The 22562-nt window shown below is 52.4% G+C and carries 26 protein-coding genes; 7 read left to right on the forward strand and 19 right to left on the reverse strand.

The features are described 5' to 3' along the window. Window positions 1–11 precede the first annotated feature (11 nt). Window positions 12–1568 (forward strand): glutamate--cysteine ligase, encoded by a 1557-nt coding sequence (gene gshA, locus O6D90_RS05180; protein ID WP_016154161.1) that lies wholly within the window; start codon window positions 12–14, stop codon window positions 1566–1568. 149 nt (window positions 1569–1717) lie between these two features. Then, entirely contained in the window at window positions 1718–2233 is a 516-nt protein-coding gene (gene luxS, locus O6D90_RS05185) for an S-ribosylhomocysteine lyase (RefSeq protein ID WP_016154160.1), read from the forward strand. A 141-nt stretch (window positions 2234–2374) separates the two neighbouring features. Here the strand turns inward: luxS and emrB are convergent, their stop codons facing one another. The 14 genes from emrB to O6D90_RS05255 all read right to left on the reverse strand — a co-directional run bounded on the left by emrB (window position 2375) and on the right by O6D90_RS05255 (window position 16476). Further along, the gene (emrB, locus tag O6D90_RS05190) at window positions 2375–3913 is read right to left on the reverse strand and encodes a multidrug efflux MFS transporter permease subunit EmrB (protein WP_016154159.1); all 1539 of its coding nucleotides are present in this window, start codon (window positions 3911–3913) and stop codon (window positions 2375–2377) included. Between the two features lie 16 nt (window positions 3914–3929). Continuing rightward, entirely contained in the window at window positions 3930–5102 is a 1173-nt protein-coding gene (gene emrA, locus O6D90_RS05195) for a multidrug efflux MFS transporter periplasmic adaptor subunit EmrA (RefSeq protein ID WP_016154158.1), read from the reverse strand. A 129-nt stretch (window positions 5103–5231) separates the two neighbouring features. Then, window positions 5232–5762 carry a multidrug efflux transporter EmrAB transcriptional repressor EmrR gene (gene emrR / locus O6D90_RS05200; RefSeq protein WP_003037300.1) on the reverse strand — a complete coding sequence of 177 codons (531 nt, stop codon included), beginning with the start codon at window positions 5760–5762 and terminating at the stop codon, window positions 5232–5234. Window positions 5763–5852: 90 nt separating this feature from the next. Continuing rightward, entirely contained in the window at window positions 5853–6188 is a 336-nt protein-coding gene (ygaH, locus tag O6D90_RS05205) for an L-valine transporter subunit YgaH (protein WP_016154157.1), read from the reverse strand. Continuing rightward, the gene (locus O6D90_RS05210) at window positions 6178–6915 is read right to left on the reverse strand and encodes an AzlC family ABC transporter permease (RefSeq protein WP_016157304.1); all 738 of its coding nucleotides are present in this window, start codon (window positions 6913–6915) and stop codon (window positions 6178–6180) included. The genes ygaH and O6D90_RS05210 overlap by 11 nt, the downstream gene beginning before the upstream one ends. Window positions 6916–7037: 122 nt before the next feature. Further along, window positions 7038–8222, reverse strand: coding sequence for an MFS transporter (locus tag O6D90_RS05215; RefSeq protein ID WP_016157303.1), 1185 nt, complete (start codon window positions 8220–8222; stop codon window positions 7038–7040). 179 nt (window positions 8223–8401) lie between these two features. Next, complete coding sequence (gene proX / locus O6D90_RS05220) at window positions 8402–9397, reverse strand: glycine betaine/L-proline ABC transporter substrate-binding protein ProX (protein WP_016154154.1); 996 nt, start codon at window positions 9395–9397, stop codon at window positions 8402–8404. A gap of 68 nt (window positions 9398–9465) precedes the next feature. After that, a complete protein-coding gene (proW, locus tag O6D90_RS05225; protein WP_016157302.1) occupies window positions 9466–10530 on the reverse strand; it encodes a glycine betaine/L-proline ABC transporter permease ProW in 1065 nt (354 codons plus the stop codon). After that, window positions 10523–11725 carry a glycine betaine/L-proline ABC transporter ATP-binding protein ProV gene (gene proV / locus O6D90_RS05230; RefSeq protein WP_016157301.1) on the reverse strand — a complete coding sequence of 401 codons (1203 nt, stop codon included), beginning with the start codon at window positions 11723–11725 and terminating at the stop codon, window positions 10523–10525. The genes proW and proV overlap by 8 nt, the downstream gene beginning before the upstream one ends. Window positions 11726–12079: 354 nt before the next feature. Continuing rightward, entirely contained in the window at window positions 12080–13039 is a 960-nt protein-coding gene (nrdF, locus tag O6D90_RS05235) for a class 1b ribonucleoside-diphosphate reductase subunit beta (RefSeq protein WP_016157300.1), read from the reverse strand. A 10-nt stretch (window positions 13040–13049) separates the two neighbouring features. Further along, window positions 13050–15194, reverse strand: coding sequence for a class 1b ribonucleoside-diphosphate reductase subunit alpha (gene nrdE / locus O6D90_RS05240; RefSeq protein WP_016157299.1), 2145 nt, complete (start codon window positions 15192–15194; stop codon window positions 13050–13052). Continuing rightward, a complete protein-coding gene (gene nrdI / locus O6D90_RS05245) occupies window positions 15167–15577 on the reverse strand; it encodes a class Ib ribonucleoside-diphosphate reductase assembly flavoprotein NrdI (protein WP_016157298.1) in 411 nt (136 codons plus the stop codon). The genes nrdE and nrdI overlap by 28 nt, the downstream gene beginning before the upstream one ends. Then, window positions 15574–15819: a glutaredoxin-like protein NrdH gene (gene nrdH / locus O6D90_RS05250; RefSeq protein WP_016157297.1), complete on the reverse strand. Its 246-nt coding sequence runs from the start codon at window positions 15817–15819 to the stop codon at window positions 15574–15576. Before nrdH ends, nrdI begins: the two co-directional genes overlap by 4 nt. Before the next feature lie 225 nt (window positions 15820–16044). Then, the gene (locus O6D90_RS05255) at window positions 16045–16476 is read right to left on the reverse strand and encodes a carboxymuconolactone decarboxylase family protein (RefSeq protein WP_016157296.1); all 432 of its coding nucleotides are present in this window, start codon (window positions 16474–16476) and stop codon (window positions 16045–16047) included. A 90-nt stretch (window positions 16477–16566) separates the two neighbouring features. Between O6D90_RS05255 and O6D90_RS05260 the strand changes: the two genes are divergently transcribed. Both O6D90_RS05260 and O6D90_RS05265 read left to right on the forward strand, forming a co-directional pair. Continuing rightward, window positions 16567–17901: a PLP-dependent aminotransferase family protein gene (locus O6D90_RS05260; protein WP_271143257.1), complete on the forward strand. Its 1335-nt coding sequence runs from the start codon at window positions 16567–16569 to the stop codon at window positions 17899–17901. A 124-nt stretch (window positions 17902–18025) separates the two neighbouring features. After that, window positions 18026–18376, forward strand: coding sequence for a DUF2002 family protein (locus O6D90_RS05265; RefSeq protein ID WP_016154145.1), 351 nt, complete (start codon window positions 18026–18028; stop codon window positions 18374–18376). A gap of 36 nt (window positions 18377–18412) precedes the next feature. On the opposite strand, the gene alaE is transcribed toward O6D90_RS05265, so the two are convergent. Further along, window positions 18413–18862 (reverse strand): L-alanine exporter AlaE, encoded by a 450-nt coding sequence (alaE, locus tag O6D90_RS05270; protein WP_016157294.1) that lies wholly within the window; start codon window positions 18860–18862, stop codon window positions 18413–18415. Window positions 18863–19419: 557 nt separating this feature from the next. On the opposite strand from alaE, the gene stpA reads away from it, so the two are divergent. After that, window positions 19420–19821 carry a DNA-binding protein StpA gene (stpA, locus tag O6D90_RS05275; RefSeq protein ID WP_016154142.1) on the forward strand — a complete coding sequence of 134 codons (402 nt, stop codon included), beginning with the start codon at window positions 19420–19422 and terminating at the stop codon, window positions 19819–19821. Window positions 19822–19857: 36 nt separating this feature from the next. Here the strand turns inward: stpA and O6D90_RS05280 are convergent, their stop codons facing one another. The 3 genes from O6D90_RS05280 to O6D90_RS05290 form a co-directional block, all read right to left on the reverse strand. Continuing rightward, on the reverse strand, window positions 19858–20037 hold the full coding sequence (locus O6D90_RS05280) for a hypothetical protein (protein ID WP_016154141.1): 180 nt from the start codon (window positions 20035–20037) through the stop codon (window positions 19858–19860). Window positions 20038–20117: 80 nt separating this feature from the next. Then, the gene (locus tag O6D90_RS05285; RefSeq protein WP_016157293.1) at window positions 20118–20645 is read right to left on the reverse strand and encodes a rhodanese family protein; all 528 of its coding nucleotides are present in this window, start codon (window positions 20643–20645) and stop codon (window positions 20118–20120) included. A gap of 9 nt (window positions 20646–20654) precedes the next feature. Continuing rightward, window positions 20655–20954: an ArsR/SmtB family transcription factor gene (locus O6D90_RS05290; RefSeq protein ID WP_016154139.1), complete on the reverse strand. Its 300-nt coding sequence runs from the start codon at window positions 20952–20954 to the stop codon at window positions 20655–20657. Window positions 20955–21138: 184 nt separating this feature from the next. Here O6D90_RS05290 and O6D90_RS05295 point away from each other — a divergent pair, with 184 nt between their 5' ends. Further along, a complete protein-coding gene (locus tag O6D90_RS05295) occupies window positions 21139–21297 on the forward strand; it encodes a YqaE/Pmp3 family membrane protein (protein WP_003037242.1) in 159 nt (52 codons plus the stop codon). Window positions 21298–21393: 96 nt separating this feature from the next. Beyond that, a complete protein-coding gene (gene lysM, locus O6D90_RS05300) occupies window positions 21394–21843 on the forward strand; it encodes a peptidoglycan-binding protein LysM (RefSeq protein ID WP_016154138.1) in 450 nt (149 codons plus the stop codon). A 12-nt stretch (window positions 21844–21855) separates the two neighbouring features. Here the strand turns inward: lysM and csiR are convergent, their stop codons facing one another. Further along, a complete protein-coding gene (csiR, locus tag O6D90_RS05305) occupies window positions 21856–22542 on the reverse strand; it encodes a DNA-binding transcriptional regulator CsiR (RefSeq protein ID WP_016157292.1) in 687 nt (228 codons plus the stop codon). Window positions 22543–22562 lie beyond the last annotated feature (20 nt).

A 22562-nucleotide genomic window follows, 5' to 3' on the forward strand; every position in this document is an offset into this window, starting at 1 on the left:
GGGAGGTCAATTTGATCCCGGACGTATCACAGGCGCTGGCCTGGCTGGAAAACCATCCTCAGGCGTTAAAGGGGATTCAACGTGGGCTGGAGCGCGAAACGCTGCGCGTTAATGCAGATGGGTCATTAGCAACGACAGGCCATCCTGAGGTGTTAGGCTCAGCGCTAACGCATAAATGGATAACCACTGACTTTGCCGAAGCGCTGCTGGAGTTTATTACGCCTCCAGGCGACGACATTGAGAAAATGCTCACGTTCATGCGCGACCTGCATCGGTATACCGCCAGGAATCTGGGCGACGAGCGTATGTGGCCGTTGAGCATGCCTTGCTATATTGCCGAAGGCCAGGATATCGAACTGGCGCAGTACGGTACGTCGAATACCGGTCGTCTGAAAACGCTGTACCGTGAAGGCCTCAAAAACCGTTACGGCGCGTTGATGCAGACTATCTCCGGCGTACACTACAATTTCTCATTGCCGATGGCTTTCTGGCAGGCGAAATGTGGCGTAACGGACGGCGAAGATGCTAAAGAGAAGATCTCCGCGGGTTACTTCCGTCTGATCCGCAACTACTACCGTTTTGGTTGGGTGATCCCGTATCTGTTTGGCGCCTCTCCGGCCATTTGTTCCTCTTTCCTGCAAGGAAAACCGACAACCCTGCCGTTTGAAAAAACCGACTGTGGGATGTATTACCTGCCGTATGCGACGTCGCTGCGTCTGAGTGATTTGGGCTATACCAATAAGTCGCAAAGCAATCTCGGAATTACGTTTAACGATTTGCATGAGTATGTGGCAGGATTAAAGCGCGCGATTAAAACCCCTTCCGAGGAGTACGCGGCGATCGGTCTGGAGAAGGACGGTAAGCGTCTGCAAATCAACAGCAACGTTCTGCAGATTGAAAATGAGCTGTATGCGCCTATTCGCCCGAAACGCGTCACTCGTCGTGGCGAAACGCCTTCTGACGCGCTTCTGCGTGGCGGTATTGAGTACATCGAAGTTCGTTCACTGGATATCAACCCGTTCTCACCGATCGGCGTGGACGAGCAGCAGGTGCGTTTCCTCGATCTGTTTATGGTCTGGTGTGCTCTGGCCGATGCCCCGGAAATGAGCAGCGATGAATTGCTGTGTACGCGTAAAAACTGGAATCGGGTGATTCTTGAAGGTCGTAAGCCTGGGCTGACGTTAGGTATTGGCTGTGAAACAGCCCAGTTCCCGCTGCCTAAGGTAGGGAAAGATCTGTTCCGTGATCTGAAACGCGTGGCACAAACGCTGGACAGCATCGATGGGGGAGAGGAGTATCAAAAGGTCTGTGATGAACTGGTTGCCTGTTTTGACAACCCAGAACTGACTTTCTCTGCCCGCATCCTACGGTCTATGATTGATGAAGGCATTGGCGGCACGGGTAAAGCGCTGGGTGAGGCTTACCGAAATCTGCTGCGTGAAGAGCCGTTAGAAATATTGCAGGAAGCGGAATTTATTGCTGAAACCGAGGCTTCAAAGCGTCGTCAGCAGGAGATCGAAGCGGCTGATACTGAGCCGTTTAGCGTGTGGCTGGAAAAGCACGCTTGATACAAAAGAAAAAGGCCACTCGGGAGTGGCCAAAATTTCATCTCTGAAAACAGGGATGATGATAACAAATGCGCGTCTTTCATATACTCAGACTCGCCCCGGAACAAAGAGTTCAGATTATTTTCAAAAAATTTATCGGAGGTGGCTAAATGCCGTTGTTAGATAGTTTTACTGTCGATCACACCCGGATGGAAGCTCCCGCGGTCCGGGTTGCAAAAACGATGAACACCCCGCATGGCGACGCAATCACCGTGTTTGATCTGCGTTTCTGCATTCCGAACAAAGAAGTGATGCCTGAGAAAGGTATCCACACGCTGGAACATCTGTTTGCAGGTTTTATGCGTAACCATCTCAACGGCAACGGCGTGGAGATTATCGATATCTCTCCGATGGGATGCCGCACTGGCTTTTACATGAGCCTGATTGGTACGCCAGACGAGCAGCGTGTTGCCGACGCGTGGAAAGCGGCGATGGCGGACGTGCTGAAAGTGCAGGATCAAAACCAGATCCCGGAGCTGAACGTTTACCAGTGTGGCACGTATCAGATGCACTCTCTTAGCGAAGCACAGGATATCGCACGTCATATTCTGGAGCATGATGTACGCGTTAACAGCAATGAAGAGCTGGCGCTGCCGAAAGAGAAACTGCAGGAACTGCATATTTAGTCATACTGATTAGTTGTTCCAGTATTTAAATTAACCTCGGCTTATAACCGGGGTTTTTTATTGCCTCCCCTCAACCATATCCCTGGGAGGTGGTTTACGGGGACAATAAAAAGGGATCCGCAGATCCCTTTTATCAGCTATTTAGTGCGCGCCACCGCCGCCGCCGCCCGCACCGAAGGGCGGTTTGGCAAACCACACCAGGCCAAGCAAGACCAGGAAGATCCCCGCCGACATCCAGAAGATTTCGTTGGCGGAAATAATCAGTCCCTGATTGGTGATCTGCTGGGCTATCCAGCCTGACGCCTGCTGGTGCGTCATCCCTAAATCCTGCAGCTTATCGTACATTGCCTGCGCGTTTGGATTGTAGGGATTAACGGATTCCGTTAACTGCGCATGGTGAAGTGACTCGCGGTTAGTCCACATCGTCGTCGTAATTGATGTGCCAATAGAGCCGGCCAACGTTCGCGTAAAGTTCGACAAACTTGATGCCGCGGCCAGACGCTCAGGCGGTAAGCCGGACAGCGTGATAGTCGTCAGCGGCATAAAGAAGCAGGCTACCGCGAAACCCTGAATAAACTGTGGCCAGGCCGATGCGCCAAAGTCCATACCCGGTTCGAACGTCCACGCACGCCAGTAGAAACAGACGGCGTACATAATAAAACTGAACGTAACTAACCGACGCATATCAAGCTTGTGCGCGAAGCGGCCGATAATCGGCGATAAGATCACCGGAATCACCCCAACCGGCGCTGACGCCAGACCGGCCCAGGTTGCTGTATAGCCGTATACCTCCTGCAACAGCTGCGGCAGCAGGACGATTGCGCCGAAGTAGAGCATATAGGCCAGACTGATACACAGACAGCCGATGGTAAAGTTGCGCGACTTAAACAGCGAGAGGTCGACAATGGGGTGCTCGTCGGTAAGCTCCCAGACGATCAGGAAGCTGATGGCGACAACGGCGACCACCGTCAGGATGATAATCTCCTGAGAGGCGAACCAGTCCAGCTCTTTGCCGCGGTCGAGCATGATCTGCAAGCTGCCGATACCAATGACCAGCAGGGCCAGACCAATGGCATCGATGCGCCGCTGCTCGGTTTTGGTTTCCCGACCGCGCAGGGTTTGCAGGGTCATCAATACCACCGCAGCACCGATTGGCACGTTGATGAAAAATATCCAGCCCCAGTGATAGTTGTCGCTGATATAGCCCCCAAGAATAGGGCCGCATATCGGGGCAACAATCACCGTCATCGACCATAGCGCCAGAGCGATAGAACGTTTGGCGGGAGGATAGTTATTCAGCAACAAGCTTTGTGACAGCGGAATTAATGGACCGGCGACAATCCCCTGGATTACGCGGAAGAAAATCAGCATGTTCAGGCTGGTGGACATCCCGCATGCCCATGACGCAATGACGAAGGCGATAGTTGACCACATGAATAGCCTTACTTCGCCAAAGCGCTTTGCCAGCCAGCCGGTGATCGGAATCGAGATAGCGTTCGCCACCCCGAATGAGGTGATCACCCAGGTACCCTGGCTCAGTGAAGAGCCGAGGTTCCCGGCGATAGTGGGGATCGCCACGTTAGCAATGGTGGAGTCCAGCACCTGCATGAATGTCGCCAGGGACAGCGCGATCGTCATAATGACGAGCTGCGCGCCTTCCAGCGGTTTTTGCTGTTGCATCACACGCACCTTTGAATTAGCCCGCGTTGGCCTGCACGATCTCTTCGATCATCTTATTGACCGGAGCAAGGTTGATTTCCCGTGCATTACTTTCTGATACCGGCGTGGTGCGAACCTGGCTTGCCAGAATTTGTCCGTCACGATTTGAGGTATCTACCGTAACCAGCGTAGATAAACCGATACGCAGCGGATGCTGCGCCAGCTGCTGTGCATCTAGTTCAATACGCACCGGCAGACGCTGGACGACTTTGATCCAGTTACCCGTTGCGTTTTGTGCTGGCAGCAGGGAAAAGGCGCTGCCCGTACCCATATCCAGCCCGACAACCTTACCGGTATATTTCACGTCATCGCCGTAAATATCGCTGATAACGGTCGCAGGTTGACCGATACGCATGTGCGCGAGCTGTGTTTCTTTGAAGTTGGCATCCACCCACAGGTTAGTGGCTGGAACGACCGCCATCAGCGGCGTGGTCGGGCTAATTTGCGCTCCCGGCTGCACGGAACGACGGGAAACATAGCCAGTCATTGGGCTGACGATTCTGGTTCGTTCCAGCGCCAGCCAGGCATTGCGCACTTCAGTGGCAGCCTGTTGCACGGCGGGCTGGTCTTCCAGCTTACTGCCGAGAATCATCGCCTGGTTGGCATTATATTGTTGGATAGCCACATCAAGCTGAGCCTGAGCGCTGGCGACGGCATCACGCGCATGTTGCAGCTCTTCGCGGCCAATCAGGTTGGCGTTGCCCAGCGGGACACGGCGATTAAAGTCGCTTTGTGCCTGCGCCAGCGCGGTTCTCTGCACTTCAATGCTTGCCTGTAACTGCTTGCTATTGATCATCAACTGGTGCGTCTGACGCACGCTGGAAGCCAGCGCAGTTTTGGCTTTTTCAAATGCCTGCTTTGCGTCTGTCTGGTCGAGGGTGACCAGCACATCGCCTTGTTTTACAAAGTCAGTATTATCAGCCCAGACTTTCGTCACGCTGCCTGATACCTGCGCCATGATTTGAACTTGGTTCCCTGCCACGTACGCATCGTCTGTCTCTTCGACATGACGCAGTACTAAAAACCAATAAATCCCATATGCCACGGCAATAATAATAAAGAGCAAGGTCAGAAGGAGCAGCATACTTTTACGTTTGCCATTCTTCTTGACCGGTTGCTGCGGGGTTTGAGTCTCCGCATTTACGCTCATGTTGTTCTCCACGATCTTCTTTTTTTCACATCGGCTGAGCCGACCTGTTTATCAGACAGGCCAGCAGTATGCGTGCTGGCCTGTCGGTTTTTTCATTTATAAATCTGGATTTCTGAGCGAGTCGGCGCGTTAGCGCAACGCTTCTAATACCGCGCCATCCTGTTCCATCTGGTCAAGACGGGTCAGAAGTTTACGGGTAATTTGCTCAAGCTGATCTTTTTCGGTGGTGCTGAGAGATGACCAAAGCTGATGCAGGCAGTTATGCTGAGGCGGTAACACCTCTTGCAAAAATGCGTGGCCTTTCTCGGTCAATTGCAGATGCAGACAGCGGCGATCGTTATCGCTTTCGCGACGTTCGATCCAGCCACGTTTTTCTAACTCATCCGCAATGCGGGTTGCGTTAGTGCGTGACGAGCCAAGCGCGCAACTCAGTTCAGAAGGCTGAATACTGTGGTTTTCCTGAGACTCCAGCGTAATCAACGCCATAAACAATGTCTCGTTAATCCCTTGAGCTTTCAGCATCTTATTGCGGTTTTCCAGCAGCTTGCCCTGCATGTGCATGCATAGACGAGTCAGAAGCACTTCCTGATAAGGGAACTCTTCGTAGCGGCTGGCGCGAAATTTTAGCATTTGTTCAATGGGCGTAAACGAACTATCCATTTGGGTATAACCTCATTAATTTCAGCCGATATAGTAACGACAGTGACAAATAAAGTAAATGTATTATTTATTTAAAATGATTGTTTTTATCTATAAGACAATCAGCATTTTCCAGGCTAATCCATAGCCCAGAGCACTCAGTAAGGTTGGAATGATGATGCTGCGGGTCTTATAGAAGCTTGCGCCCAGTATGACAAACCCCACCAGCGTAGGCACGAACCGACGAGAATCGTGCATCACTTCTGGCGCGGTAGACACCACCAACAGGGCGCAAATTGATGCAATGCCAATGGTGTCGAGTAATATGCCCGTCGCGCCGCGCTTCGTCGGGCGAACATTCCCCACTCCAAGACGGAGCGGCAAATAACGAAAACAGTAGTTAACGCAGCCGACCAACAGGCCAAGCAGCAGGACCTCATAGCTCATCGGGACCTCCCTGCCAAAATGACTGGATAAGAGCCGTCAGACATCCGCAGACAATGCCTGCAAGGATGGCGGCAGGAATGGAAAACAGCATGACGCCAGCCAGCGCGCCGGCCAGTGCTGCAGTCACGCAGAGTGCTTGTTGACGCTGGAAAGAGGCGAGCAGGAAGCTCATGAACAGCGCCGGGAGCATGAAGCCCAACGCGGCTTCAACTGCCGGGTAATCCTTGAGTAAACCACTACCGGAAAACGCGCCGATCACCGTGCCAAACACCCAGGAGGCCCAGGAGCATAGCGCAATGCCGATCATCCAGTTTTCACTCCAGCGCCGGTTATCCCGTACCAGCTTCGCCGTGGCGGCGGCAAAGACTTCATCGGTGAGGCCAAAGGCCCACAGCGCGCTTTTGGGTTTGCTCAGTCGCTGGGCGATTCGGCTACGCAGGGAAGGTCCGTACAAAACATGGCGTACATCCATGGCCATGACGGTCAGTGCGGTGACCCACAAAGAACTGCCTGCGGCGAGCATTGTGGTGATGACAAACTGGCTGGCTCCCGCATAGATAATGCAGGAGAAAAACACGCTTTCAACCGGAGTAAAGCCAAGGCGAGTGGCATTGAGACCAAATGCAAAAGCGACCGGAATATAGCTGATGACTATTGGCAGGCTGTCTTTGAATCCTTCAGTTAGCGTCGCAGAACTGGGTTCAGACTGGGATATCGGGCTTTCCATAGGGTTATAGGTTTCATTACCGAAATTAATATAACTTGGTTCAATGAGTTATAACCTTAGCAGACTGATGGGCTCCTTAACACCCTGCGGAGCCCAATCAGCGGTAAACATACGCTATATGCTTAATTTACGGCTTCCTGACGGTGATATCCTCGCCACCAGACCAACAGGTTGAGTAGGGCAACGGTCGTACCGGCCAGACAAACGCCAGCCCAACCGGCATGCTGCCAGGCGGAGGCCGAAATCAGCGAACCTGCCGCCCCGCCAATAAAATAGCTGGTCATGTATCCGGCGGTCAGGCGATTACGCGCGTTCGGATGAATGCGATAGATAACCGTCTGGTTGGTGATATGCACGCCCTGAACGGTGAGGTCCAGGACCAGGATACCGATAATCAGCATTGGTACGGAACTATGCCCTAACCAGATAGCCCACCAGGAGAGCAGCAGTAATAACAGACCTGTGGTCGTGGTGAGATGTGATTTTCCCTTATCGGCAAAACCACCTGCCGGACGCGCGCCTAACGCCCCTGCGGCCCCTGCCAGGCCAAACAGCCCGATCGTTCCTTCGGAGTAGTTAAACGGCGGCGCGGCGAGCAAAAACGCCATAGAGGTCCAGAGAATACTGAAATTGGCAAAGGTCAGGCAGCCCAGCATCGCGCGGGTACGCAGCAATTTATCATGGATAAACAGGCTGAATACGGAGCCTAACAGTTGCGGATAGTTGAGATGAGTATCTGATTTCATCTTCGGCAGACCGCGCCACAGCGCAATCGCCATCAGCGCCATTAATATCGATGCGACCCAAAATACGGTGCGCCAGCCGCCAAGATTGGCCAGTAATCCCGCCACGGTGCGCGCCAGCAGGATACCCAGCAGCAGGCCGCTCATAATGGTGCCGACAACTTTACCGCGCTTATCCGGCGTGGCAAGCGTCGCCGCCAGTGGAACCAGAATCTGTGCCACTACCGAGAACAACCCGGTCAGGGCGGTGCCGAGGATCAGCATGCCCAGCGACTGGCTGCTGGCGGTAATAAGCATGCCGCCTGCTGCTAACAGCGTCATGGAGACGATCAGCATCCGGCGTTCAAACATATCGCCAAGCGGTACTAAAAACAGCAGGCCGGCGGCATAGCCGAGTTGGGCCGCGGTGACGATAAAGCCAGCGGTACTGGCCGATAGCGAAAAGTTACGTGCGATGGTGTCGAGCAGCGGCTGCGCGTAATAGTTACTGGCGACGGCGAGGCCGGTGGCGATAGACATTAACAGGATCAGCGAAGGGCTAAGTCCCTGAGTGGTTTTCGTCATGGTTTTCAACTGAAAAATGGGTTGCAGAAAACAATCATAACGTAAGTGATTAAATGTTGCTGATTTGTTGGGTGATGGATTGTGCGGTTGGGAGGAGGGCGTGTAGGCCGGATAAGGCGCATCGCGCCACCATCCGGCATTGGTGTGATGGCGCTAGGCTTATCAGACCTACGAGGGGGTTATTTCTGCGCAGCCAGCGCTTCTTTCACCCAGCCATCAAACTGTTGCTGGTGGGCTTTGATCCAGCCGTCAACGTGACCCTGTACGTCGGCTTCAGATGCTTTCCCGTCGTGCATCATCGCGTTCTGCGCGTTGATATCCGCCAGCGGCAGCTTCATGACGGCAAACAGTTTCGCCGCAGCCGGGTTTTTCTCCGCCCAGGCTTTGTTGGCGACGATATGCATAGTGTTCACCGGGAAGCCGTAGTTGGCGCCGTTAGGCAGCTTGGTATCAATGTCTTTCTGCTCGCCTGGCAGGGAAGAGAACGGCACCTGCAGCCAGACCACATCTTTACCCGGTTTCATAACGTCGCTCACCCAGTACGGTGTCCAGGTGTAGTAAAGAATGGGTTTGCCTTCTTTAAAGCGGGTAATGGTGTCAGCCATCATCGCCGCATAGTTACCGTGGCTGACCTCGACGGTTTTTTCCAGATCGAAGGCTTTGTTCTGGTGGTTGATCACCGCTTCGCAGCCCCAGCCCGGCGAGCAGCCCATCATGTCTGCTTTTCCGTCGCCGTTGGTGTCAAAGATTTTGGCGATCTTCGGATCTTTTAACTGGGCAATGTTGGTGATTTTATACTGCTCAGCGGTTTTTTTATCGATCAGATAACCTTGCGCGGCACCCGTAACGAATACCCCCTCGCGATAGAACTTTTTGTCTCCGCCCGCTGCGGCATACATATCATCATGCAGCGGCTGCCAGTTCACAGCGGTAAAAGTTGCATCGCCAGAGGCAATGGAGGTATAGCCGACGTTGTAGTCAACTTCGCTTGTTTTGTTAACGGTATAACCCAGTTTCTCCAGCGCACGGGCGACCAGTTGCGTCTGGAAGGATTCTTCAGAGATAGTGCTCTGGATTGGCTGTACAGTGATGCCTTTGCCTGGCAGATCGGCAGCGAAAGTGCTGGTGGAGACAAGGGTGGCAAACGCTGTGGCAATAATGACGTTCTGTCGCATCGTTGTTCCTTAATTATTGGAGGGACGTATAGGCCCGGTAAGCAATGCGCCACCGGGCAACGGGTGAATTACTTCGTGAATGGGCGAGTGATAAGCCCTACGGGACCGGTGGTGTACCAGCGACGGTTGCCACGGCTACGGGCGTCGCGACCGACAGCCTGCGTCAGGCGGTCGAGAATGATGGCGAGGATCACGATCCCAACCCCGCCGACGGTGGCAAGCCCCATATCCAGACGACCGATTCCGCGCAGAACCATCTGACCCAGTCCGCCGACGGCGATCATCGACGCGATGACGACCATTGAGAGCGCCAGCATCAGCGTCTGGTTGACCCCGGCCATAATGGTAGGCATCGCCAGCGGGAGCTGCACTTTAAACAGCATCTGACGCGGGCTGGCGCCAAATGAGCGCGAGGCTTCAATCAAGTCGGCTGGCACCTGGTTAATCCCCAGAATGGTCAGACGCACGATTGGCGGCAGGGCGAAGATAATCGTCACCACCACGCCCGGGACGTTACCAATACCAAACAGCATGACGATCGGCACCAGATAGACGAACGCCGGTGTGGTTTGCATGGCGTCCAGCAGCGGACGAACAATTTTTGCCGCCCGTGGACTGCGCGCCAACCAGATCCCCATGGGTAGACCGATCACCACGCAGAACAGCAGCGCGGTTAGTACCAGCGCCAGGGTGATCATGGCCTGCGACCACGCGCCGATGGCCCCGATTGCAATCAATGAAATCAGCGTAGCAACGCCCATTCCAACGCCGGAAATCTGCCAGGCAATCAGAGCGAACAGGATAATCGCCACCGGGGCAGGCATACCCAACAGAAGCTGCTGGAAGCCGTTGAGAATATAATCCACCGGGACTCGAATGCCCTGGAAGACCGGACGGAAATGGGTAACGACCCAGTCGATCCCTTCTGTGACCCAGCTATCCAGCGGGATCAGCGTTTTATGGAACGGATCCATAATATTGAAATGCTCTGGCGCCGGCGCGGGTGCGCTGGTCAGCCAGTCTGCGCCACCGCCGTCAGCTGGCGCGCCTGATGGCGTACTCCAGGCATCGGCGGTTTGTGCGGCACTGTCGGCCGCTGGTGTGGTATCCCACGGATTGGTTTGATCAGCCATTGTTTGCCCCCTCACGATCTAAAGCCTGTAACAGCATGCGTTTTGAAATGATGCCCACATACTGTTGTTCCTCATCAACAACCGGCACCGCGCACGGGGCCTGGCCGACATGAGAAAGCAACTCGCTGAGAGGAGTTTGCGCATCCACGGCTAACGGCTCATCGATCAATGCCGCTTCAATACCTTGCGCCTGACTTAATGCTGTTTTTAAAGAGTCGATAGAGACAACGCCGACGAATTTATTGCCGCGCTCGATCACGTAACCATATTCTCGATCTTTGTCCTGCAATAATTGCAGCGCTGAACGTGGACCGACCCCGGGCGTTTTACGAATTAAACCTTCAGGGCTACGACGTGAAATATCCTTGGCACTAAAGACCTGGCTAATATCAACGCCGCGGAAGAAGGTGCGTACATAATCATTGGCCGGATTATTCAGGATTTCATCTGGCGTGCCGACCTGGACCACTTCACCGTTTTGCATAATGGCAATTCTGTCGCCAATACGCATAGCTTCGTCGAGATCGTGGGAAATAAAGACCACGGTACGTTGATGTTTCGCCTGTAGTTTTACCAGTTCATCCTGCATCTCGGTACGAATTAACGGATCGAGGGCAGAAAAGGCCTCATCCATTAATAAGATGTCAGGGTTAATGGCTAATGCACGGGCGAGGCCCACACGCTGGCGCATCCCTCCGGAAAGTTCATCCGGGTATCCGTGAGCATAATTCTCCAGACCAACCTGACGCAGCGCATCTAACGCTTTTTCACGACGTTCATCCGCGCCAACACCGGCTAATTCCATGCCGAATGCCGTATTGTCCAGGACCGTCATGTGCGGCATCAGGGCAAAGGACTGGAAAACCATCGCAATCTTTTTTCTGCGCACCTCGCGAAGCTCTGCATCGGATATCCGGGCGATGTCTACGCCGTCAATCAATACTTGCCCGCGGGTGGGTTCAATCAGGCGATTGAGAAGGCGTACCATTGTGGATTTACCCGAACCGGATAATCCCATGATGACAAATATCTCGCCTTCTTCAATGGCCAGACTGGCGTTCTTAACGCCAAGCGATAGCCCTGTTTTATCCAGAATCTGCTCTTTTGAAAGTCCTTTTTCAATATATTTGAAGGCTCTCTGCGGATGCTCTCCAAATATCTTATAGAGATTTTTAACTTCTAATTTAATTGCCATGCAATAGAATGATTCCTGTTATTTGTTTATATCGATATATTACCTGATGGAAATAGTGACCTTTTTCTACCCTAACATACTGAGAATCTGAGACAACCCTGAATTTGTTTGTGGCACGAATATTGCTGAAGGCCATGTGGCGGGACTTCCCGTGATATAAGGGCTGAGCGCGAATGTGAATGGGGTAATATTTTTTGTAAATGGCAATGAAAAGTCGCCTGAATTGCTGAAATGCAGGCGAATAATGCGGCTGATATTGAGTGTAGATCACACAATTATATTTGCACGACAAAAGTGTGATCCTGTTAAAATATTTCCGCGAAAAATGTACGGTATTTCCCGCGGAAATGAGTGCTAGAAATTCCAGTCGTCGTCTTCGGTTTCGACAGCTTTTCCCATCACGTATGATGAGCCGGAACCTGAGAAGAAATCGTGGTTTTCGTCAGCGTTGGGCGACAGCGCAGCAAGGATTGCCGGGTTAACCTCCGCCATTTCTGGCGGGAATAATGCCTCATACCCCAAATTCATTAATGCCTTATTGGCGTTGTAGCAAAGGAAGGCTTTGACGTCATCCACCCAGCCGGTTTCTGCATACAATTCTTCCGTATAACGCGCTTCGTTATCATACAATTCCATCAGCAGATCGAGGGCAAAATTCTTTAACTCCTCGCGTGCGGATTCAGAAATGTGCTCCAGACCTTTTTGATATTTATAACCAATGTAATACCCGTGAACGGCTTCATCACGAATGATCAGACGAATGAGATCGGCGGTATTGGTCAGTTTTCCGCGGCTGGAGAAATACATTGGCAACCAGAAGCCGGAATAGAACAGGAAGGATTCCAGAAACACGCTGGCAATTTTTTTCTTCAACGGTTCGTCGCTGGCGTAATGTGTCAAAATGATCTGCGCCTTGCGCTGGAGTGGGGTATTTTCTTCACTCCACGCGTAAGCCGCATCCACGTCTTTGGTCTGGCAAAGAGTGGAGAAAATTGAGCTGTACGAACGGGCGTGCACCGCTTCCATAAAGCTGATATTCGATAGCACCGCCTCTTCATGCGGCGTTAACGAATCGGCCATCAATGCAGGTGCACCGGCTATGTTCTGAATAGTGTCGAGCAGCGTCAGCCCGGTAAAAACGCGGATAGTCAGCTGCTGTTCGGCGGCGTTCAACGTTTGCCAGGCCGGGATATCGTTGGAGAGCGGGACCTTTTCCGGTAGCCAGAAGTTACTGGTCAGGCGATTCCAAACCTCGAGATCTTTATCATCCTCAATCTTGTTCCAGTTGATGGCACTCACGCGGGATAATGTCATGTTGTCCTCCTTACAGCGCGCATGACACGCAACCTTCGATTTCGGTTCCTTCCAGCGCCAACTGGCGTAGTCGGATGTAATACAGCGATTTGATGCCCTTACGCCAGGCGTAAATCTGCGCTTTGTTGATATCGCGAGTGGTGGCGGTATCGGGGAAAAAGAGCGTCAGTGAAAGCCCCTGATCGACATGCCGCGTTGCTTCAGCGTAGGTATCAATGATTTTTTGTGGACCAATCTCGTAGGCGTCCTGATACAAGGCCAGATTCTCATTGGTCATAAACGGGGCAGGGTAGTAAACGCGCCCGGTTTTGCCCTCTTTGCGAATCTCCACTTTTGACACGATCGGGTGAATGCTTGATGTCGCATGGTTGATGTAGGAGATAGAACCCGTTGGCGGAACCGCTTGTAAATTCTGGTTATAAATGCCGTAGCGCATGACATCTTCACGCAGCTGCGACCACATTTCGCGCGTTGGCAGCATAATGCCGCTGGTGGCAAACAGTGTGCGAACCTTGGCGGTTTTTGGCTGCCAGTCGCCCTGCAGATACTGGTTAAAATACTCACCGCTGGCGTAGCGGGACTGTCTGAATCCGGCAAAGGTTTTGCCGCGCTCGCGGGCGAGCTTCATCGACGTATTCAGCGCATGCCAGGTGATGGTGTAGAAATAGAGATTGGTGAAATCCAGCCCTTCAGGTGAACCGTAGGCGATACCTTCCCGTGCCAGATACCCGTGCAGGTTCATCTGCCCAAGACCGATGGCGTGCGATGCGCTGTTCCCGGCCTCAATTGAGGGTACGCTGCGGATATGGCTCATGTCCGAAACGGCCGTTAAACCGCGAACCGCCGTTTCCACGGTGCGCCCAAAGTCTGGCGAATCCATGGTATGAGCAATATTCAACGAGCCGAGGTTGCAGGAGATATCGTGCCCTGTTTGTGCGTAATTGAGGTTTTCATCGTAGGTGGAAGCGCTATTAACCTGCAAAATCTCCGAGCACAGGTTGCTCATATTGATTCGACCGGCAATCGGATTGGCGCGATTCACCGTGTCTTCAAACATGATGTAAGGGTAGCCGGACTCGAACTGGATCTCGGCCAGCCGCTGGAAGAAATCGCGGGCGTTAATGTATTTTTTGCGCACTCGTTTGTCGGCAACCAGTTCGTCATACCGTTCAGTTACGGCGATATCACCGAATGGTTTGCCGTAAATGCGTTCCACGTCATACGGTGAAAACAGCGCCATTTGGGCATTTTCTTTGGCTAACTGGAAGGTGACATCCGGGATCACCACACCAAGCGAGAGCGTTTTGATACGGATTTTCTCGTCGGCGTTTTCACGTTTGGTATCGAGAAAACGCAAAATATCCGGATGATGCGCGTGCAGATACACCGCGCCTGCACCCTGACGCGCCCCTAATTGATTCGCATAAGAAAACGCATCCTCCAGCATTTTCATTACCGGGATCACCCCAGAGGACTGGTTCTCAATGCGCTTAATGGGGGCACCTGCCTCACGCAGGTTAGAGAGCAAAAATGCCACGCCGCCGCCGCGTTTGGAGAGTTGCAGCGCCGAGTTGACCGCCCGTCCAATTGACTCCATGTTGTCTTCAATGCGTAACAGGAAGCAGGAAACCAGCTCGCCGCGTTGCTGTTTACCGCAGTTTAAAAAGGTTGGCGTGGCGGGTTGAAAACGCCCGGAGAGCATTTCATCGGTCAGTTGCAGAGCGAGCGCTTCATCGCCCTGCGCCAGCGTGAGCGCCACCATCGTTACGCGATCCTCAAAGTCTTCGAGATAGCGCTTCCCGTCGAACGTTTTCAGCGTATAGCTGGTGTAGAACTTCCATGCGCCGAGGAACGTCTGGAAACGGAATCCGCTGGCGTGGGCGTGGGCGAATAGCTTCAGCACAAACGCGCGATCGTAGCGGGCTAACACGCTGGCATCGTAATAGCCTTCATCCACCAACGTGTCCAGACGCGCCTGCTGGCTGGCAAACGCCACCGAGTTGGGGCGGACGTGGGCGGTAAAGAATGCCTCCACCGCCTGATGGTCTTTGGCGAACTGAATGCGCCCGGCCTTATCGTACAGATTCAGCATGGCGTTCAGGGCGTGATAATCCAGCGTCTGCTGTTCTACACGTTCTGTGGTTGTCGTTGCCAAAATTCGCTCACTCCTTTTTGCACGTTGTCGATATCGCTTTGGGTGCCCATCAGCTCAAAGCGATAGAGCCACGGCACGCCGCATTTTTGTGAGATGACATCACCCGCGCGACCGTAGGCGTCCCCGAAATTGCGATTGCCGGAGGCGATCACTCCACGGATTAACGCCCGGTTGTGCGTATCGTTTAAAAAGCGGATCACCTGTCTCGGGACCGCGCCAGCTGTACCGCCGCCACCGTAGGAGGGCACGATTAAAATGTAAGGTTCGTCTACCCGGATCCGCTCGCGTTCGTTAAGCGGAATGCGGATGGCAGGCAGCCCCAGACGCTGCATGAAGCGGTGCGTATTTTCGGAGCTGCTGGAAAAGTAGACGAGCTGACTCATGCGCTGGCCACTTGAGGAGCCGGGCGCAGACGGTTGATCATGTCCGGGCGAAATCCTGACCAACTGGTTTCCCCTGCGACCACGACCGGTAACTGACGAAAGCCTTGATCGCGCAGGCGATCAGCCATATCGGGGTGTAAATCGACGTTTACCATCTCAAAGTCAAACCCGCGGCTTTCCATCGCCCGCTTAGTGGCGTGGCACTGAACACAGTTGTTACGAGTGTAAATAACAATGCGCATTATTCGTATTTCCATCTAAAAGTAAAAGAATGACGCGATAGAGGGCGTCAGGTTGTGTGTGTCTTGATAGAGGAGATACTAGATGTAGTTTTAAAAAGATTCAACCATACAAGATATGGTAATTTTAGATTGATGAGGGCATGGGTGATGAGCGTGACGGAGGAGGTGATAGAAACTATGGCAGGTTGCCGGATGGCGTTTATGTCGCCATCCGGCAGCGCAGAATCACATGCGCATCCCTACCGCCAGACGGTTAAAGCAGTTCATCAGGCTAATAGCAAACGTCAAATCGCTAATCTCTTTCGCGCTAAAATGGTCGAGCAGCGGCAGATAAACGTCATCTTCGGCATGGGTGCTGGCTATATGGGTGACGGATTCGGCCCACGCCAGCGCCGCACGCTCCTGCTCGCTGAAGTGATGACTCACCCGCCAGCCTGCCAGCGCGTCCAGTTTGGCCTGCGCAACACCGGATTTGCGCAGCGCCTTACTGTGCATTTCTAGGCAAAAGGCGCAGCTGTTGATTTGCGAGACTCGCAGGTAAATCAGTTCCGTCAGCGTAGGTTCCAGCGCGCAGTTTTCCAGCGCTTTGCTGGCCTGAACCAAAGCGTTATAGATTTCAGGACTGAGTTCATAATAGGGCTGGCGTAACATTGTCATGGTATTTCTCCTCGTTTGGATGACCCGCAATGTAGCACTATAATGGACTGCTACAGAGAGCCATATTGTTGCCAAAAAAGCAGACCATAAATGCCACGCTATCAGCAAATTGCCCGTCAGTTAAAAAACGCCATTGAGAAAGGTGAACTAAAGCCAGGCACAAGATTGCCCTCCAGTCGGACCTGGGCCCAGGAGCTGGGGGTATCACGTTCGACGGTGGAAAATGCCTTTGCAGATCTGGTGGCGCAGGGCTGGCTCGCGCGACGCGGGCAGGCAGGAACATTTGTCAGTGAGCAACTGCGACCGGAAAACGCACCTGTGTCTCCCGCCATCTTCGCCGGAGAAAACCCCAGGCCGCAGCCTTTTCAGATGGGATTACCCGCACTCGATCTCTTCCCGCGGGACGTCTGGGCGCGGGTGATGGGGCGGCGTTTACGCACCCAAACGCGTTTTGACCTGGCCGTGGGCGATGTTTGCGGCGAACGGGTTTTACGTCAGGCGATTGTCGATTACCTGCGCGTCTCACGCAGTATTGAGTGCCAGCCGGAGCAGATTTTTATTACTTCAGGTTACGCGGCATCAATGACGTTAATCCTGCGCGCTCTGTCTCAACCCGGTGAGGGGATGTGGGTCGAAGATCCTGGCTTTCCGTTGATTCACCCCGTGGTGGCTCAGGAGCGCATTGAGCTGATGCCGGTGTCGGTTGATGCCGATGGTCTGGATGTCTGTGCTGGGATCCGTGACTACCCGCAGGCGCGTTTTGTGCTGCTCACACCCGCACACCAAAGTCCGCTGGGCGTCGCCCTGTCATTAGACCGTCGCCACCAACTGCTTGAATGGGCGACTCGGGCGCAGGCGTGGATCATTGAAGATGATTACGACAGTGAATTTCGCTACCACGGTAAACCGTTGCCGCCGCTAAAAAGTCTGGATGCGCCCCAGCGGGTGATTTATGCCGGAACGTTCAGCAAATCGATGTTTCCGGCTTTGCGCACGGCATGGCTGGCGGTACCCCTGACTCAGGTCGAACATTTTCGTCAGCAGGCGGCGCTAACGGCCTGTAGCGTTCCGGTTTTATGGCAGCAAACGCTGGCGGATTTTATGCAAGATGGCCACTTCTGGCGGCACTTAAAACGTATGCGCCAGAATTATGCCCTGCGACGTCAATGGATGGAAAACGCGCTGAGCGAACAAGGATTTAACGTCATTCCTCAGGAAGGAGGGATTCAGTTGGTGATAACTGTCGACGGAGATGATGTTGCGCTAGTGCGCAAAGCGAATCAGGCCGGGCTGGCGGTTCAGGCGTTAAGCCGCTGGCGAATAACTTCAGCAGGAAAGGGAGGAATATTGCTGTCGTTTACCAACATCAGCTCGGTGGAAATGGCGCAGCAGGCGGCGTATCAATTGCGGATGGCGCTGACATAAATCTGCGCGGTTCTTAAGATATTCGTCCCACCATCGCCACTCGTTTATGGACTTTTCTGAAAGCGTTGCTAATGCTGAATCAGGTAAGGTAAGCCCGCAGTAAAAAAGATAACGAGGAAAATATATGTATTTACGACCTGATGAGGTGGCGCGCGTACTTGAAAAAGTGGGCTTTACCGTCGATGTAGTGACGCAAAAAACGTACGGCTATCGTCGTGGCGAAAATTATGTGTACGTTAACCGTGAAGCACGTATGGGACGTACCGCATTAGTTATCCATCCCACGCTAAAAGAGCGCAGCTCTTCGCTGGCGGAACCTGCGACGGATATTAAAACCTGCGATCACTACCAGCAATTCCCGCTATATTTAGCCGGAGAGACTCACGAACATTATGGTATTCCGCACGGCTTCAGTTCGCGAATTGCGCTTGAGCGTTATCTGAGTGGGTTGTTTGGCGACGTTAGTTCAAACTAATAATGCGACTGGCAGGGCCAGTCGCGAAGAGATCTGTCAGGCTTTAGCCTGGTGATAGCTGCTGACCTTAAACAGGCGGCGGCAATAATCAAGAAAGTAGCCATAGACCGCGCCCATCAGCATTGATACCACGATGTTCGAACTTACTGCAGCCGTAATCTGGTGCCAGTCGGCGCCAACCGTCAAAAGAATAATCATATACACTGGTGACTGGAAGGTGACATAAGCCAGCACGTCCGCCAGATTTTTCCCCCATCCTGCCTGCGTGGCTTTACGCGCCGCGCGCATAAACAAATCGCGATACATGCCGTATGGCCACGCGATCAGGATGTTGACGGGGATAGCCACCAGTCTGGAGTACAGAGACTGTTCGAAGCTCATTCCTGAAAGGAATATTTCGATCAACATGTTCACGACAGAACAATAAACAACCATCGCGAACGTGTCTGCTACTGCATGACGCAAGCGTGACTGCGGAGAGAACATGTTAATGCTCCTTGTAAAAAGGGAAAAAAAGGTTTTGAATACCTTCTTGCTAGTGATTTGTCTTGCTGCTTTCGCGTTTGAATAGGATATCTGCCTGGATAATAACTAGCAACTAGCTTAAAGTTTTTATTTATTACCTTTTTGTCGATAAAATGCTCTGCAATGGTTTGTTTTTTGTTCGTTTTGGTATTTTCGTTGCTGATTTAATTAAAGGCATTTTAGATCAATGGGTTATGGAAACTTGTTTTTCTGAATTTTTTGCGCTCCTTTTCTCAATGTTGACTAATGTGCAATATGTATACGCACCGGCTCCGCGCGATGTTGTGGCCTGTTTCTCGACTGATACCCTGAGACTCCTTGCAGGTATATTTATAGCGACTAGCAGAGGAATAGAATATATCGCATAGGCGATATCAAAATGGATGCAATAAATACACGAATTAGCTTTTTTGATTAGTAATATGCGAATAAATTAGACTGGAAATATAATAAGCAGTTGCATACAATATTTAGGGTAATACCGTTTTTATGTTTTACGTTAAAGAGGTTTTGTTAATATGAGTTCAATGTTAAAAAACTTAAATAATATCCGCTCGCTGCGTGCAATGGCTCGTGAATTTTCCGTTGATGTGCTGGAAGATATGCTTGAAAAATTCAGGGTAGTGACCAAAGAACGCCGCGATGAAGAAGAACAACTACAGCGCCAACGTGCAGAACAGCAGGAAAAAATTAATACTTTGCTGGCGCTGATGCAGGCAGACGGGATCAATCCGGAAGAGCTACTGAGCATGACGCCTGCGACGGCAGGTTCAGTTAAAAAACGTCAGCCGCGCCCGGCGAAATATCGTTTTACCGATCTCAATGGTGAAACAAAAACATGGACCGGACAAGGTCGCACACCGAAGCCAATTGCCCAGGCACTGGCTGCCGGTAAATCTCTTGATGACTTTTTGATCTGATTATTAATGCGGTGAGGGCGACCTCACCGCTTATTTTCAGCAAACGCCAAAATCACCCTCTTCGGTATATCGCGTCACGTCAGCTGCTTTCAGCGTGAATTTTTCGCCGCTTTCATTACTGGCGTGTACCGCCACAATGTGATCGCCATTGACTTCGACAACTTTCAGTTTAGGTCCACCCATGCGTGGTTGAACCAGATCGCCAGGTTTAAACATATTGCTCTCCTTTATTTATCGCAGAACTCACCATAGATCACGTCAATCAGCGGGTACAGTGCAGTTTCAATGATTACCGCTTAATGAGTACGTCGGTTCCAGGGCATGATATCCAGCAATCGCGCCATGCCGCAAAAGCCGGTCACGCCAGCGAGTATTAGCCCGGCGCCCACAAAACCGCTCAGCAGGAAGAAGGCGCTGCTAACGGTGTAGCCCAGAATGACGCCGAGTAAGGCAAGGCTGCCGGCGGCTATCTGCACCTGGCGCATCAGTGGTAACGGTTGTGAACGATCTTTTGCCACCGGAAAACCTGCGGCTTTCCAGCCGTCAATGCCACCTTCCAACAACCAGACCTGCGCAGGCGCGGCAATAGCGTTCAGTTTTGTCGCCGCGTTTTGTGTACGTTTGCCTGACTGGCAGTGAAAAATCACCTGCCCGGCGCGTAAATTCGCAGGCAGCGATCCCTGCTCTAGCGTAGATAATGGTACCAGATGCGCCTCCGGAATATGCTCGTACAGATACTCGTCAGCATCGCGGATATCAATCAGTTTTGCGCCTTGTGCGACCAGCGTCTGCGCCTCGCGCGGGGAAATCGTCCCAATGGTCATGATGGCTCCTTATGGGCAATACAGTGTTTTTAATGTGGCGATCAGTGAATTCACGGCCGCATTTTTGATGGAGTACAGGATGCGCTGGGCATCGCGTTGGCTGTCTATCAGGCCCTCTTCACGCATACGCGCCAGATGCTGCGAAGTGGCGGAAGGACTCAGGCCGGTAACACGGGCTAATTCGCCCGCGCTGGTACCGGGTGAGCCGCAGAGCATGCACAAAATCAGCAACCTTTTCGGGTTACTCATCGCTTTTAGCAGGGCGGCAGCCTGCTCAGCGCTGGCCTGGAGTTGTTCAAGTTCAGTCATATGTATTTAAGTATATTCTAAATTAAGCTTATTCTAAAATAAACGGTCAACGTACGCCAGCGTAAAGAGCGTAAAGGAGGGTAAAACAGCAGGGGAAGGCTGGCAGAGTTAGGTACACTGACTATGCTTAGAGATAAAATCTCTTTTTAAACAATGAGTAACTTTTTGCTTGTATGGAGTATGTATGGGTTTCTGGAGAATCGTTTTTACTATTATTCTGCCCCCGCTTGGCGTGCTGCTGGGGAAGGGGTTCGGCTGGGCATTTATCCTCAATATTGTTCTGACGCTGCTGGGCTACATCCCGGGTCTGATCCACGCCTTCTGGATACAAACGCGTAACTAATTACTTTTCTACTACGGCGCTCTGGCGCCGTTTTCTTTGCGCTCCTTTCTCCTCTGCTACACTTCCTGGTGTTGATTGTTAACTACCGAGGTGGATATGGGACTCTTTAATTTTGTAAAAGATGCGGGTGAAAAACTGTGGGATGCGGTTACTGGCAACCATGACACTGCCGATCTGGCAAAAAAGGTACAGGAACACCTGAACAAAACGGGCATCCCGGATGCGGATAAAGTGAACGTCCAAATTAACGAAGGTAAAGCCACCGTTTCTGGCGATGGATTAAGTCAGGAAGCGAAAGAAAAAATCTTGATTGCGATTGGTAATATCTCTGGTATTGCCAGCGTCGACGATCAGGTAAAAACTTCTGCGCCGGCGAGTGAAAGCCAGTTTTATACCGTAAAATCAGGAGATACCCTGAGCGCTATTGCCAAACAGGTATACGGTAACGCCAACCTGTATAACCAGATATTTGAAGCGAATAAACCGATGCTGAAAAGCCCGGATAAAATTTATCCAGGGCAGGTTTTGCGTATTCCAGAACAATAAGAAAGTTCAGGCTTATTGCGCCAGCAATTTGCCGGACATCGCTTGTTGAATAATCGGAATGGGCGTCAGCAGGTGCTGGCGCATTAATTCGCTGGCACGTGCAGCATCGCGTGCCAGAATTGCTTCGGTCAGCGTTTGGTGCTGATCGTGTTTATCTTCCAACATCTCCACCGACAGCACCGTCTTTCGCAGCCAGATAAACCGGTAGCGCGCCGCCAAATCGAATAGCCGTTCGCGCATTTGCAGCAGATACTGTGAACCGCAGCCAGCGACAATTGCCGAGTGAAAAGCCTGATGGCGCTGATCCCACTCGTCGAGCATCTGTTCACTGGCGTCAACGGCTTCAAGCTTGCCGAGCATATGCGCCCGCGCCAGGATTTCAGCTTCCCAGGCGTCGCCGCCGCGTTCAATGGCCAGCGCGACCAGCATGGCTTCCATATTTGCGCGGGCATCGAAAATATCGAGCAACTCCTGTTCGGACATTGGGGCGACACGATACCCTTTCTGATTGACCACCGTGACCAGCCGCTCGGCAACCAACTGCGAAAGCGCTTCGCGTAACGGTCCCACGCCAAGCTCATAGCGTGAGGTCAGCAGGCTCATACGCAGTTTTTCATCAGGCTGATACACACCGCGGATGATGTCGTTTTTCAGCCAGCGGTATCCATCAATGGCCGTCGGTTGGGGAATGGCGGTCATGGTCTTACTCCTGAACGGTT

The sequence above is a fragment of the Citrobacter sp. 21OH12SH02A-Citro genome, from assembly GCF_027919895.1.
GTDB classification, from domain to species: Bacteria; Pseudomonadota; Gammaproteobacteria; order Enterobacterales; family Enterobacteriaceae; genus Citrobacter; species Citrobacter braakii.